Source organism: Psychrobacter sanguinis, from assembly GCF_020736705.1.
Lineage (GTDB): Bacteria > Pseudomonadota > Gammaproteobacteria > Pseudomonadales > Moraxellaceae > Psychrobacter > Psychrobacter sanguinis.
In genome coordinates, this window is record NZ_CP085990.1 from 2,472,682 (window position 1) to 2,486,199 (window position 13,518).

Annotated in this window: 12 protein-coding genes and 1 pseudogene; 9 read left to right on the plus strand and 4 right to left on the minus strand. The window is 41.6% G+C overall.

The genetic code is table 11. The features are described from left to right. Nucleotides 1-173: 173 nt before the first annotated feature. The 4 genes and pseudogenes from LK453_RS10515 to LK453_RS10530 all read left to right on the plus strand — a co-directional run. A pseudogene (locus tag LK453_RS10515) lies at nucleotides 174-704 on the plus strand (Ig-like domain-containing protein); the annotation flags it as partial. A 62-nt stretch (nucleotides 705-766) separates the two neighbouring features. Continuing rightward, nucleotides 767-1,932 (plus strand): IS3-like element ISPssp1 family transposase gene (locus LK453_RS10520; protein ID WP_201542083.1). Its coding sequence is split into 2 segments (ribosomal slippage): nucleotides 767-1,025 and nucleotides 1,025-1,932, totalling 1,167 coding nucleotides; the frame shifts between segments, so codons are not numbered across the junction. Nucleotides 1,933-1,945: 13 nt separating this feature from the next. After that, nucleotides 1,946-2,323 carry a transposase gene (locus LK453_RS10525; protein WP_227945153.1) on the plus strand — a complete coding sequence of 126 codons (378 nt, stop codon included), beginning with the start codon at nucleotides 1,946-1,948 and terminating at the stop codon, nucleotides 2,321-2,323. A gap of 10 nt (nucleotides 2,324-2,333) precedes the next feature. Next, complete coding sequence (locus tag LK453_RS10530) at nucleotides 2,334-2,540, plus strand: hypothetical protein (protein ID WP_201538738.1); 207 nt, start codon at nucleotides 2,334-2,336, stop codon at nucleotides 2,538-2,540. Between the two features lie 64 nt (nucleotides 2,541-2,604). Here LK453_RS10530 and LK453_RS10535 read toward each other — a convergent pair whose 3' ends face one another. After that, nucleotides 2,605-3,906 (minus strand): IS4 family transposase, encoded by a 1,302-nt coding sequence (locus LK453_RS10535; protein ID WP_227953995.1) that lies wholly within the window; start codon nucleotides 3,904-3,906, stop codon nucleotides 2,605-2,607. A 511-nt stretch (nucleotides 3,907-4,417) separates the two neighbouring features. Here LK453_RS10535 and nhaC point away from each other — a divergent pair. Continuing rightward, nucleotides 4,418-5,878: a Na+/H+ antiporter NhaC gene (nhaC, locus tag LK453_RS10540; RefSeq protein ID WP_201537920.1), complete on the plus strand. Its 1,461-nt coding sequence runs from the start codon at nucleotides 4,418-4,420 to the stop codon at nucleotides 5,876-5,878. A gap of 145 nt (nucleotides 5,879-6,023) precedes the next feature. Here the strand turns inward: nhaC and LK453_RS10545 are convergent, their stop codons facing one another. Together LK453_RS10545 and LK453_RS10550 are read right to left on the minus strand one after the other, a co-directional pair. Next, the gene (locus tag LK453_RS10545; RefSeq protein WP_201537922.1) at nucleotides 6,024-7,010 is read right to left on the minus strand and encodes a glutathione S-transferase family protein; all 987 of its coding nucleotides are present in this window, start codon (nucleotides 7,008-7,010) and stop codon (nucleotides 6,024-6,026) included. Nucleotides 7,011-7,460: 450 nt separating this feature from the next. After that, complete coding sequence (locus LK453_RS10550) at nucleotides 7,461-8,108, minus strand: DsbA family oxidoreductase (protein ID WP_201529710.1); 648 nt, start codon at nucleotides 8,106-8,108, stop codon at nucleotides 7,461-7,463. Nucleotides 8,109-8,397: 289 nt separating this feature from the next. On the opposite strand from LK453_RS10550, the gene potA reads away from it, so the two are divergent. From potA to LK453_RS10570, 4 genes are read left to right on the plus strand one after another with little or no spacing between them, the layout of a single operon-like run. After that, nucleotides 8,398-9,546: a spermidine/putrescine ABC transporter ATP-binding protein PotA gene (potA, locus tag LK453_RS10555; protein WP_201537924.1), complete on the plus strand. Its 1,149-nt coding sequence runs from the start codon at nucleotides 8,398-8,400 to the stop codon at nucleotides 9,544-9,546. Further along, nucleotides 9,539-10,441 carry a spermidine/putrescine ABC transporter permease PotB gene (potB, locus tag LK453_RS10560; RefSeq protein ID WP_201537926.1) on the plus strand — a complete coding sequence of 301 codons (903 nt, stop codon included), beginning with the start codon at nucleotides 9,539-9,541 and terminating at the stop codon, nucleotides 10,439-10,441. The genes potA and potB overlap by 8 nt, the downstream gene beginning before the upstream one ends. Before the next feature lie 11 nt (nucleotides 10,442-10,452). Next, a complete protein-coding gene (gene potC, locus LK453_RS10565; protein WP_227674437.1) occupies nucleotides 10,453-11,244 on the plus strand; it encodes a spermidine/putrescine ABC transporter permease PotC in 792 nt (263 codons plus the stop codon). A 9-nt stretch (nucleotides 11,245-11,253) separates the two neighbouring features. After that, complete coding sequence (locus tag LK453_RS10570) at nucleotides 11,254-12,414, plus strand: ABC transporter substrate-binding protein (RefSeq protein ID WP_227674436.1); 1,161 nt, start codon at nucleotides 11,254-11,256, stop codon at nucleotides 12,412-12,414. Between the two features lie 67 nt (nucleotides 12,415-12,481). Here LK453_RS10570 and LK453_RS10575 read toward each other — a convergent pair whose 3' ends face one another. After that, the gene (locus LK453_RS10575) at nucleotides 12,482-13,498 is read right to left on the minus strand and encodes a glycosyltransferase family 2 protein (protein ID WP_201537929.1); all 1,017 of its coding nucleotides are present in this window, start codon (nucleotides 13,496-13,498) and stop codon (nucleotides 12,482-12,484) included. Between the last annotated feature and the right edge of the window lie 20 nt (nucleotides 13,499-13,518).

The window sequence follows — 13,518 nt, forward strand, 5'->3', positions numbered from 1 at the left end:
CATAAGTGTTTACTGATTCAAAATAAGCCAATTTAATTTTTATATAATGGGCTATCTCTAGAAACAATTGAAGTGAATAAATCTACTTTAGTTTGCTCTTTAGGATTCACTGATAAAGATAATAACAAGCATATTTATAGGGTGAGGTAACTGAGAATGCTGATGGATCAACCACCATTACGGGTACTGCAGAAGCAGGCTCAACTGTGGGTGTGGACATTGATGGTGATGGTGTTAACGATTACACCACGACTGCTGATGAAAACGGTGCTTACAGCTTAGAGGTGACTGAGCCATTGGCAAATGGTGAGTATCCTGTGACTGCCACCGATATTAATGGCAATACAGGTCCAGCTACCAATGCGGCAGTTGCTGACACAACCTTACCAACGGCACCGACTGTGGGTGAGGTAACTGAGAATGCTGATGGATCAACCACCATTACGGGTACTGCAGAAGCAGGCTCAACTGTGGGTGTGGACATTGATGGTGATGGTGTTAACGATTACACCACGACTGCTGATGAAAACGGTGCTTACAGCTTAGAGGTGACTGAGCCATTGGCAAATGGTGAGTATCCTGTGACTGCCACCGATATTAATGGCAATACAGGTCCAGCTACCAATGCGGCAGTTGCTGATAACAGCGCACCAAATGCGCCTGTAATTACTGACACGGTAGAAAATGCCGATGGATCAACTTGATGTATGCTGAAAAAAACGGACAAAAATATTTGGTAAACTAGAATCCTAAACAGGAGTTTACCATGAGTAAGAAAAGAGTAGAATACAGCGACACTTTCAAAGCTGAAGCCAGCGCCAAAGTCAAAGAAAATAACGGCAACATCAGTCAAACGGCTAAAGAACTTGGCATACCCATGAACACACTAGCAAACTGGCATAGGAAGGCTGAAAGAGGCGTACTTGCAGGCACCCAAAATTACAATTCTGAACTCATAGCCGCCTTGGATGAAATCAAAGACCTAAAAAAACAACTAAGAATCGCTCAAGAGGAACGAGAAATTCTAAAAAAGGCAACGGCGTACTTTGCCAAGAATCAATAGCCAAGTACGCCTTTATGCAAGAGAATCGATTGAAGTACTGCATACAACGTATGGCGACCGTATTTGAAGTCAGCCTATCAGGCTACTATGACTGGCTAAAGCGAGGCATGAGCAAGCGAAAACAGCACCACAATCGCTGTGAGTTACTGGTCAAATCCGCTCATATGGATACACAGCAAAGCTATGGGCATGAACGCTTGCATCAGCATTTAACCAGCCAAGGACACGACATCAGCCTGTACATGGTTCGGCAAATCAAGCAAGAACATGGTATTTACTGCAAACGCCACAAGCGATCTAAGGTGACTACTGACTCAAATCATAATAAGCCTGTGTATCCAAACTTGTTAGAACAGCAGTTTGACGTGGCAGCACCCAATATCACTTGGGTTAGCGATATTACCTATATTTGGACCAATGAAGGCTGGGTGTACTTGGCAGCGTTCAAAGACTTGTACAGCAAAGAGATTGTGGGATATGCTCTAAATAAGCGTATGACCGCTGATTTGGTTTGTGAGGCTTTAAACAATGCCATTAAGTACAAACGCCCTGCTCGGGGCTTAATCGTGCATTCTGACAGGGGTAGTCAGTATTGTAGCCATCAATACCGCCAAATCATCGACAAGTATGGTTTTGCTGGCTCTATGAGCCGAAAAGGCAATTGCTACGATAACGCCCCGATTGAAAGCTTCTGGGGTCAGTTAAAAAACGAGCTGATTTATCACAAAGTCTATGAGACTCGTGATGAAGCCATTAAGGATGTGGTTAGATATATTGAGATTTTTTACGACCGTCAACGAATACAAAAAGGGTTAGGATTTAAGTCACCTACTCAAGTATTCCAAGACTTTTACCGTCAGGCTGCCTGATGAAATCTACCAAATGTTTTTCTCCGTTGTTGACAGCAGAGGTCACTATGCTAAGCGTTGGGAAATTGAGACTTTATTTGCTTGTCTAAAGGGGCGTGGCTTTAATCTTGAAGATACCCACTTAACCCATCTTGATCGGGTCAGTAAATTAGTCGCAGTGAACGCCTTAGCATTTTGTTGGGCTTATCATGTCGGTATTTATAAAGACAAAGATAAGCCGTTAAAACGCAAGTTAAAGTCAAACGCTCGACCTCAAGCCAGTTTGTTTGCGCTTGGCCTGGATTTATTGATCGAAGGTCTTCGCTTGGTGTTTTTTAACAATGATAAGACTGTATTTCGACAGTTAGTTAGCTTTTTAACCCCTAAACCTATGAAAATCGGGTGGGGATGATTTTTTTGTCGTGTGCAGAGTTGTAAATGGTACTTCTACTGATACAGTTGATTTAGGAAATAATGGTGGTTCAGTTTCTAGTCCTAGTTTAAATGGTTGGACCAAATCAGCAACAGGCGTGTCTATGTCTGATCCATTAAATACCAATCATACCTATGATGTATACATCAAGACTGATGAAACAGTATATATTGAGCAAGGTATCCAAGTTATCTAAATTTATAAGCTGAAATTTTTAATCAGCATAAGAAAACGCCCTCGTAATGAGTAATGCCAGTCAGTTAAGGCTGACTGGTATTTTTTTTGGGATATTTTTGTGGCTTACCCTTAACCACCCTCGGGCAAGATCGCTTTCTGCGTTCAGGAATAACAAACAATTTTCCTTCCTCTAAAAGTGCATCTAACAACTTAGGGAAGAGTCCTGCAGCCTGTAAAGGTGCAAACCGTAACAGATCAACAATCGTAATAGACGCCATATGAAAGCTAATTCGTAGAGGGCTAACCTTAGCTCTAAGAGCCATATATCGCATCAAACGTCTTATCAGATTATAAGCAATCATAAGCCCCCAGAACTCTTGTAACACAAGCTGTGGCAGCTTACTTCTTAACAACAGCCCCTGCTGTAGATCAGACTTAATTTCCCTGAAAGCCATCTCAATCTCCCAGCGCTGCAAATACAGCTGTGCCACTTTATCCTTAGTAAAGCGTTTATCATCTATTAAAGAGGTTATGTATCGTCTTGTCTTACCCTCATAACGACACTCAATTAATCGAGCTTGCCAAGTATCGGGTAGGTTTGGGTTTTTCTTTTGAGCTTGGGGAGAAACCGGCATTTGTATCAAGTAGTCCCCTTCACTAAAGGTTTCAATCACAGTGTAACGCAGATTATCTTTAGCCCGCATAAGCCAATGACTGTTTGGATGGGTTTGTTGCCAACTGATAAGTAGGTCTGCTGAGAAATAGGCTCTATCAAATAGCGTAATGCTATTGTCTTGAATATTTAGCTGACGGGCTAATGTGATCTCTCCTTGACCCATATCTCCAAGGGTTGTGTCAATGATCTCATGCGTGTCAGTATTGATCAGACATACCGAACGCATTTTGGGGTAGGGCGCCTCTTTAGTTCTGCCTTTGCTTGAGCTAAAGTGCTGAAGGTTCTCATCAGTGTATGGGAGTGAGTATACGACGCCGTCTACAGCTTGGACGCTAAGTCCCATGAAGTCTTGCTGCTGGGCTCGTGATTCTGTTTGGTAGTGAGCACTTAGTTGATGAAATAGCTGCTTTAGAGGCTCATGCCCGAGGCGTTGTCTTGCTTGTACCCCAGCGCTGGGCACACAGGCCTGGGAGTCTATATTAAGCCGCATTTGCTCTGTGATATACCAGATGGAACGGTTTCGATATAAAGCTGTGCCGATGACTATCCAAACAACGTGTTCGGCAGGTAGCTTACGTCTTCTAATGCTCGCTTTGCCCGTATATTCTAAAGCCTGCTGTATCCACTCAGGGTCTATTAATTCACTAAATTGTTCTAGGGTGTCTGGAATCCTTTTATGCGTCTCATTAATAGCGTCTTGTAGTCTCATAGTAAAATAGCCCATCTACTTATTAGATGGGCTATTTTATTACTTTTATTGAGTTTTTGCCTTAACTGACTGGCATTACTCGCAATGAGGGCGTTTTTTTATGCCTAATAATTAACGCCTTCCAAAGCTCAATAAACCCAAACCCCAATTTTCACTCAAATCAAAACTCAAATTTTCAAAAATAACTTTCAAAAAAATCTTAACAGTTAATTGAGTGCAATATAAAAACCCATAAAAAATGAATGAAAAACTTAATATCTAGCCTAATAAAATCAAAGTTTTGTATTAAAAGATAAGTTTTTTAGGTCAATAACTTGAAATCAATCGAAAATTTTAATAGGGTTGTATGTTAGTTTTATTAAACAATTACCTTATCATTTTATTTATTATATTAATTATTTACTGTTTTAAGTAGAGGTTAACCAATTTTAATTTTCAATATAAATTTTTAATAACTATGCTCGATAGCTAAGTAGCAACATTATTGAGACTAAGGAGAGAATATAATTTTATGACTCAAAAAAAGCCGTACGATCCCGAAGTTAAAGGCTATAGAGCCTCATCAAGCTTTCTACTAGACATTGCTCCCCTCGTACTTACTGCCATGATTTTAATGGTACAGTTCTTCATCTTTAAAGATTTCACCCCTCACATTCCATTAGCCTGTGGTATTTTGATTACCGCGGTATTTATGGCAGCCCGTGGTCGTAGTTGGGAGGGTATGGAGTCTCGATTTTTACGGGTTATTAAAGTTGGTCTACCTGCCATTATTATCTTGATGGGCGTCGGTATGCTCGTAGGCTCCTGGATTATCGCCGGTACCGTGCCTACTATTTTGTATTATGGATTTGAAATCTTTAGTCCTTCGTCCTTTCTTGCCTCAGTTTGCATAATTTGCGCTCTGATATCTATTGCGACGGGTTCCTCATGGGGGACGGTAGGCACAGTGGGTTTGGCATTAATGGGAATAGGGACAGGACTGGGTATCCCCCCTGAGTTGACTGGAGGTGCCATTGTTTCAGGGGCCTTCTTCGGAGATAAGATGTCCCCTTTATCCGATACTACTAACCTTACTCCCGCAGCGTCAGGTATAGATATCTGGGAGCACATTAAGGGTATGCTACCCACGACCTTACCTGCCTTTGTGATAGCGTTAGGCTTATACATTTGGATTGGTTTAGGTTATAGCTCTGATTCGGTTGATATGTCCTCTGTAGAATTACTACAGCAGACTATGGCGGCCAACTATAATATTAGTTTGATAACCTTGTTACCCGCATTGGTGGTAATTGCCGCGGCCGTTATGCAGTTTCCAGCGATACCGACCGTATTGATTGGGGTATTTGTCTCATCGTTGATTGCCTTCTTTTTGCAAGGGGTAGGGGTTCACGATATCTTTGTGGTATTACAAGATGGCTATGTCAGTAAGACCGGTGTCGAAATGGTCGATCAGCTACTGACTAAAGGCGGCGTAATGTCGATGACTTGGGTTGTAACTTTAACTATTTTCGCGTTGGCTTTTGTCGGTTCGCTCGAACACTACGGTACACTTAAAGCGATCATGGCAAAGTTAAACAAGCTGATAAAAGGTCGCTTTGGTTTGGTAGGGTCAACCTACGCCATTGTCTTAAGTGTGGGTACCATTATTGGTGATGTTTATACAACATTAGTACTGCCAGGTCGATTATTAAAAGATAAATATAAGCAGATGGGCTATAAGCGTACGACGTTAACCCGTTCAATCGAAGACTGCGGTACCTTATTATCGCCATTAATTCCTTGGAATATGGGAGGTAGCTTTGTCGCCGCAACTTTAGGCGCTGCAACGATTACTTATGCCCCATATGCATTTGTTTGCTGGATATCACCATTGATTGGCTTACTATGGTTAATATTAAACAAATTTATCCCTCGTGAAGCGCCTCAGAGAGTAGAGGCAATGGAAAACTTGGTTCATCCTGATGCCCGTTAATAGACTCACTCGTTACTTTATTGAATGGTATAGAAGCACTCTAATTTTTTAAAAATTATGAATAGCCAAATAAAAACCCAGTTAATGCTAAGTGCATAACTGGGTTTATTTTTTCAAGTTAAAGAAACCTTTAATCTAATAAATTTTATTTAGCGAGCTTTTCACGACCATGAGCGCTCATAAAGTCAATATCAGGGCCACGAGGGACAATTAAAGTGGGGTTAATGGTATCGTGACTGCCATAATAATGAGATTTGATATGGTCCATGTTGACCGTCTCCGCTACGCCAGGTACTTGATATAAGTCGCGGGTATAGCCCCATAGGTTAGGGTAGTCCACAATGCGTCTGATATTACATTTAAAGTGACCAACATACACTGGATCAAAGCGAATTAAGGTAGTGAACAAGCGCCAATCTGCCTCAGTGATGCTGTCGCCAGTAAGATAGCGATTGTTTTCTAGACGGGCTTCGATAGTATCTAATGCTTTAAATAGATCGACCACTGCTTCATCATAGGCCTCTTGGGTAGTGGCAAAGCCAGACTTATAGACACCGTTATTGATATTAGGGTAGATAAAATCATTTAACTCATCAATCTTGCCACGTAAGTCTTCAGGTAAGAAGTTCACGTCTTTGTTAGCGCCCACTTCATCGAAGGCTGAATTAAACATTCTGATAATTTCAGAGGACTCATTGCTGACGATGGTATTGTTCTTTTTGTCCCACAATACAGGCACAGTAACGCGGCCGGTATAATCAGACTGAGCAGCGGTATAAATCTGATACATATAGTCTGCATTGAAGATAGGGTCAGCAATCACGCCAGGACCATCTTGGAACGTCCAGCCATTTTCGTGCATGAGAGGATGTACTGCTGAAACACTAATCATATCCTCTAAGCCTTTTAACTTACGGAAGATAAGGGTACGGTGTGCCCAAGGACAAGCCAAAGATACATACAAATGATAGCGATTAGGCTCAGCTTTGAAGCCATCACTGCCAGAAGGGCCGGCACTACCATCGACAGTTACCCAGCTTCTGAAACGAGACAAATCACGTTGGAAACGTCCACCGGTGGCCTCTGTGTCATACCACTGATCCTGCCATTTGCCTTCTACTAATAATCCCATGTTGTTCTCCAATCAAAAATTAAAAAAATCAATTAATTTGTGTTTATAAAAATTATTTTCTATAAATAAGTAGCTTCATACTAGGGGATTATAAGCTTTCAATAAACAGCAGTTATCGCAAAACATTGTTCTTCATATGAGAACAATAATATAAACACAAGGTTTCGTTTTAACGTTGTCGAATCTGATTTTAAGGGCAGGATATATCTTTGTTAATTTAAAAAGGTATTAGACAGAGGCAGGCGAGCAATAACAATATACAATATCAGTCATATAAAATAGCCTAAGCAAATAAATCTATATAATTGTGATATACATGCCTAAAATCTAATACCTATAAGCTAAAAACTATAGTTTCTTATCTTATAAACGAATCCAACTGTTTAAAGCCAATTGTTATCGCTTATAGCTAACTATCATCACTATGCCTTTAATAACCTATTATATTCATCAGTTGCTGGTCAATTGGGTGATAATATTCTTGAAATTATCAACGCCTTGAGCGCCGCTTACTAAGTGACGTTGATTAAAGATAATCGCTGGCACGCTTTGAATCCCTTGCTGTTGGACCTGATGCTCGGCACTTCTAACTTGTTGAGCGTAGCGCTGATCTGCCAGAACCTCTAAAGCTTGAGAGCGATCTAGACCGACATCTTCAGCAATATCCGCCAATACTTCAGTGTCTGAGATATCACGATTATCAGTAAAATGGGCAGCAAATAATGCCTGCTTAAGTTCGTGTTTCAAACCTTGCTCGCCGGCCCACTGTAGCAGTTGATGTGCATTAAAGGTATTGTGCATCCAAGTGTCGTCATTAAAGTTAAACTCAAAGCCCACTTCAGCACCAGCTTCTGTAATTCTGACGCGACTTGCATCAGACTCTTGTTGGGTCGAGCCATATTTTTCCATGATATGCTCTCGCATATTTTGTCCTTCAGGCGGCATATTAGGATTGAGCTCAAAAGGATGCCAATGTATTTCATGGGCGGTATGCGTTTGTTTTAGAGCTTCTGCTAATTGGCGGTAGCCGACCACACACCAAGGGCAAGCAATGTCCGACACAATATCAATGCGTAGCGGAGGTAGGGTGTCACTCATGGTAATTCCTCAAATAAGTAAAGTTGATAGAGATTAAGGCTGATTAGCAATCCACTCAGCCGTTAATTAAGTAGCTAATTTAGTAATAAGTTCGGTAATCAGATTAGTAAAATTGTCTAATTTAGCCGTAAATATCAGCATGATTTAAATTGGCACCTGCTGTCAAGAGAGTCTATGTTGCTTAACTACATTAAACTTAGGTAAATATTGGCTTAGCAGTTGGTTTTTTTATGGCGGTCATGTACGATAACGCTTTACCAGCAACCCCCTTTGATATGAGACCGTTCCTATGTCACTTAATGAATCCTCTTCAATGGCCTCAGCGCAATTATCTGAAAAAAAATCATTGCTGCGTATTCGTGGGCTAAGCAAAGCTTACGATAACACGCAAATTCTAAATGGTATTGATTTAGATATTTATGATGGCGAGTTTTTAACCCTGCTGGGACCCTCTGGCTGTGGTAAAACTACTTTACTGCGCTTAATAGGTGGGTTTGAGATGCCAGATGCCGGCACGATGCAGCTTGATGGTGTTGATATCAGCAATATGCCAGCCGAAAAGCGTCCTATTAATACTGTCTTTCAGCAATATGCTTTATTTCCGCACATGAGTGTCTTTGACAACATTGCTTATGGTTTAAAGCTAAAAAAAGTACCCAAAGATGAAATCCAAGCCCGAGTCAAAGAGGCGTTGGAAATGGTACAGCTAGAGCATACTATTAATAGACGTCCGCAAGACTTATCAGGGGGACAGCAGCAGCGTATTGCTATCGCACGTGCGGTAGTTAATCGACCAAAAATGCTGTTACTTGATGAGCCATTGTCTGCGCTTGATGCCAAGATGCGAGTGCAGATGCAGTCTGAATTAAAGCGTCTACAGCGCGAGCTAGGCATTACCTTCGTATTCGTCACCCATGACCAAGAAGAAGCACTGTCTATGTCAGATAGGATTGCGGTTATGAAGGCTGGCGTATTTCAGCAAATTGATAGCCCGATTCGTATTTATGAGTCACCTGCCAACTTATTTACTGCAAACTTTATTGGCGAAACCAATTTATTTAAAGCCCGTGTCTTAGAAGTGGGTGAGCATCGTATTAAAGTAGAAGTTACCGAACAAAAAGAGGGCTATCACCCGATTCGTGATTTGCCTAAGCCCAAGTTTGATGTACAAGTCGGTCAAAGTATTAACCTACTGCTACGCCCAGAGGACATTCGCGTTTATTACTTAAGTGAAGGTCATGAAGGCTTAGTAGGTCACGTAGTAGACAGTGCTTACAAAGGCAGTACGCTAGACTCAGTGATTCGTTTGCAAAACGGCAATACCATTAAAACCTCAGAGTATTTTAACGAAGACGATCCCAACTTTAACTATAAGCTGGGCCAGGAAGTAAGGGTCGACTGGGTCGACGGATGGGAGTGGATACTGCCAGATGAATAAGTCAATTTTACCGAATACCGCTGCCAACTTACGTAATAACGGGCGATTGTTCCAGCGTGTTACCTTATTCGTGATTTGGGCATGGTTAATTATCTTTGCTTTTATTCCCAATATATTGGTGGTATTGGCCAGTTTTCTGACCCGAGATGAAGATAAGTTTTTGGCATTGCCAGTGACAATAGATAACTATCTGCGTTTTGTCGATCCGCTGTACGTCAAGGTGTTTTTGCACTCACTTAGTATGGCCTCGGTGACCACCATTATCTGTTTGCTATTGGGTTATCCCTTTGCTTGGTTGGTGAGCCGCACCTCAAAACGCTGGCAATCGTTTTTGATGTTATTGCTGATTATTCCATTTTGGACCAACTCTTTGGTTCGCTTGTATGCGGTTAAGCTGATTATGGCGGCCAATGGGTTATTAAGCAGCGCCTTGATTGGCATGGGTTTTATTAATGAGCCCTTACAGATTTTATATACCGAAAAAGCGGTGATTGGCGGGTTAGTGTACCTGTTGTTTCCATTTATGGTGTTGCCATTGTATGCGGTATTTACAGACTTGCGACAGGACATTGTCCTAGCGTCTAAAGACTTAGGTGCCAATAAGTTTCAAACTTTTTGGCATGTGATTTTACCGTTGACCACACCAGGTATTATCTCTGGGGTTTTGTTAGTGCTATTACCAGCAATGGGTATGTTCTATGTGGCTGATATCTTAGGAGGGTCTCGCAACTTGTTGGTAGGTAATATTATTAAGTCCCAATTCTTAGATGCCCGAGATTGGCCATTTGGTGCCGCAGCCAGTGTGCTGTTGACATTGACCATGGCGATATTGATTGCGGCATATTATGCCAGCAGTAAACGTATCGGCAAAACCGATCACAATGAAGTGGCTTAGGGGAGGCGGATATGACCAGTACAACAATGAGCAATGCAATGAAATGGTTCTCTCGTCTCTATTTGACCCTAATTTATTTGGTGTTATTTGCCCCTATTTTGGTAATGGTGGTGTTCTCTTTTAACTCTTCTAAAGTAGGTTATACCTGGGCGGGCTTTAGCTTACACTGGTATTATGAGCTGTTTAGCAATGAAGCGATGATACAAGCTGCGATTAATTCAGTGCTATTGGCAGTAGTAGCGGCCACGGTGACCACAGTGATTGGCAGTCTGACCGCACTGTCTTTTCAGCGTTATGATTTCAAAGGCAAAAGCGTCTTACAAAGCCTATTGTTCGTGTTAATGATGTCACCTGAGATTGTATTGGCAATTTCTCTGTTGGCGTTGTTTCTGATGATAGGTATTGAGCTGGGCTTCGTAACCTTACTATTGGCGCACATTACGTTTTGCCTACCATTTGTGGTAATTACGGTCTCAGCGCGTTTGGCCAGTCTGGACAATAGTTTATTAGAGGCAGCACGTGATTTGGGTGCCAGTGAATTTACCATGATTCGCACTGTATTATTGCCAATTATCTTGCCAGCAGTATTGGCCGGCTGGGTATTGGCCTTTACCTTGTCTTTAGATGATGTGGTGGTATCAACCTTTAATACGGGCGCTAGTTTTGAGATTTTACCTTTACAGATATATTCTATGGTCCGTGTCGGTGTTAAGCCGGAAGTCAACGCTGTGGGTACGATTTTACTGGGTATATCACTAGTAGGTTTGCTCGTCTCTCAATTACTACTTCTCAAAAAACGTTAAGGATAAGTTATGCCAAAGAACCATATGCCCAAAAATAACCTTGTCACACGTCGACGTTTTTTGGAGATGACTGGAGCAGGGCTGATAGGTTTAACAGGTCTTGGTTTAGCAGGTTGCCAGCAGTCTGGTAATAATGAGAATCAGGCAGCAGATGCGACTTCTACTCAAAATGCACCAGCTACTAAGAGAGGTAAAGTCGTAAACGTATATAATTGGACTGAATACATCTCTGACAGTGTACTTAAAGCCTTTACCGCGGAAACAGGTATTGAGGTGGTTTACAGTACCTTTGACTCCAATGAAGCAATGTATGCCAAGCTAAAGCTGATGCGCAATAGCGGTGATTATGATGTCATATTCCCAGGTACTGATTTTGTGGATAAGATGCGAAAGGAGAATATGCTTGAAGTGCTTGATCATAATAAGATTAGCAACTTTAAACTTTTGAATAAAACACTGTTAAATGCAGAATTTGATCCTGAAAATAAATATAGTGTGCCTTATTTATGGGGGTCATCAGGAATTGCGGTTAATACTAAGCGTATCGATTTATCGTCCATTACATCATGGGATGATTTGTGGTTACCGCAATATGAAGGTCGAGTCATGCTGATGAATGACCTACGTGACGTATTCTCAATGAGTCTGTTGACGCTTGGTTATCCTACCTCAACTCAAGATCCCAAACACATCAAAGCAGCTTATGAAAAATTGGCAACATTAATGCCAAATGTGCGTACTTTTAACTCAGACGCACCGCGTATGCCCTTTATGGAAGGTGAAACCTATTTGGGATTGGCTTGGAATGGTGAGGTTATTATGGCGCAAGACCAAGGTATGCCTGAGCTTGATTTTGTTTATCCTAAAGAGGGTGTCATCATGTGGATGGACAATATGGCCATTCCTAAAAATGCTAAAAATTTAGAGAACGCTTATACCTTTATCGACTTTTTAATGCGCCCTGAGAACTCAGCGATTATCAGTGAAGAAATTGGTTACGGCTCACCGAGTGATGCTGCTCGCGCCTTAATGCCACCTAAGATGGCAAACAATGAGATTATCTACCCGCCAGCGGATAAAATGGGTCACGCTTTATTCCGTCGAGATGTTGGCGATAAGACCATGGCACTGTATCAAAAATACTGGGATCGTTTAAAAGTCGATATGTAGTTTGATAGCTGTCATTTTTTTGAAAGGCAGTCTTTAATCTTTTAAATATGAACCCTTAAAAAGCCATTTAAACAAAAGGAGCGTTAGGACAGTGTGCCATGTCCCGCTCCTTTTTAGTGGGCAATCTAATAACCTCTATCGAAGAAGCTTGCTGCTCCTGCCAATCTATCAATCCCATTGATACAAACTGTTCCAGCCAACCTTGCATTGGCCAATGTTGCCATTTTTGATAAAAACGATTGGCATTAATTACGATACTGTTTAAGTGATTTAGCGGAGGACGAGACACGCTATGCTGTTGATGGTAAGCCACATCCGCGCTTAGGTAAAACTTAATACCTAGTGAGCGAGCGGTAAAAGCAAAATCCGTATCTTCAGCACCATAGCCAATATATTGAGTGTCAAAACCACCTATTTTATCGAACTGCTGGCGGGTAATACCAAAGCATAGACTCCAAAAAGCCCCGTAATCTTCAGTCTGCTGTAACGCCGTTTGCAATGTCCCATCGCTGTCTGAGTCTGTAGCGCGCTTTGAAGGTATTGACTCACTAGGATCAAAATTAAAACGGTAAGGGTTATAGACCGATAGCTCGTCAAGATGTGACGTCGGTAATTGACCCAACTTTAACTGCAGGCTTTCTTCAGAGCTTAACGGCCGAATTAGATAACGCGGCTGTCCCATTAATAAGGCCTCAGGGTGGCGTTGTAACTTCAGACTAAATTGTTCAATAAAATACGGTGCCACTATACAGTCCACATCCAGAAAGATAAGCGCATTTTGACTGGCATGCTGCGCTCCCAAATTGCGATTGTGTCCTATATCGAACTTAGCGCTGTCCTCAGTTTTAGGGCTTGATGCCACTGTGGTAGGTATCTTGATAATATTTAGCGCAAACTCAGCCAAACGCTCAGGGTCTGCATCGTCGTTGATGATAATCACTTCAGCAGGTTGAACGCTGCCTTGTTCAAGACTGCTTAATAGATTATAGAGATGGGTATTGCGGCCATAGCAAGTGGTAATGACACTGACTTGTGCCAAATCAGACATTGAGGACGTCGATTGAGATACAGAATGAGAAACCATAGGTGATTATCTTTGATATT

Excerpts from the sequence above, each read along its gene's own strand:
- potC (WP_227674437.1), top strand. The coding sequence starts at position 10,453 with ATGACCAGTACAACAATGAGCAATGCAATGAAATGGTTCTCTCGTCTC.
- potA (WP_201537924.1), top strand. The coding sequence starts at position 8,398 with ATGTCACTTAATGAATCCTCTTCAATGGCCTCAGCGCAATTATCTGAA.
- nhaC (WP_201537920.1), top strand. The coding sequence starts at position 4,418 with ATGACTCAAAAAAAGCCGTACGATCCCGAAGTTAAAGGCTATAGAGCC.
- LK453_RS10545 (WP_201537922.1), bottom strand. The coding sequence starts at position 7,010 with ATGGGATTATTAGTAGAAGGCAAATGGCAGGATCAGTGGTATGACACA.
- LK453_RS10550 (WP_201529710.1), bottom strand. The coding sequence starts at position 8,108 with ATGAGTGACACCCTACCTCCGCTACGCATTGATATTGTGTCGGACATT.
- LK453_RS10575 (WP_201537929.1), bottom strand. The coding sequence starts at position 13,498 with ATGGTTTCTCATTCTGTATCTCAATCGACGTCCTCAATGTCTGATTTG.
- LK453_RS10570 (WP_227674436.1), top strand. The coding sequence starts at position 11,254 with ATGCCAAAGAACCATATGCCCAAAAATAACCTTGTCACACGTCGACGT.
- LK453_RS10525 (WP_227945153.1), top strand. The coding sequence starts at position 1,946 with ATGTTTTTCTCCGTTGTTGACAGCAGAGGTCACTATGCTAAGCGTTGG.
- LK453_RS10535 (WP_227953995.1), bottom strand. The coding sequence starts at position 3,906 with ATGAGACTACAAGACGCTATTAATGAGACGCATAAAAGGATTCCAGAC.
- potB (WP_201537926.1), top strand. The coding sequence starts at position 9,539 with ATGAATAAGTCAATTTTACCGAATACCGCTGCCAACTTACGTAATAAC.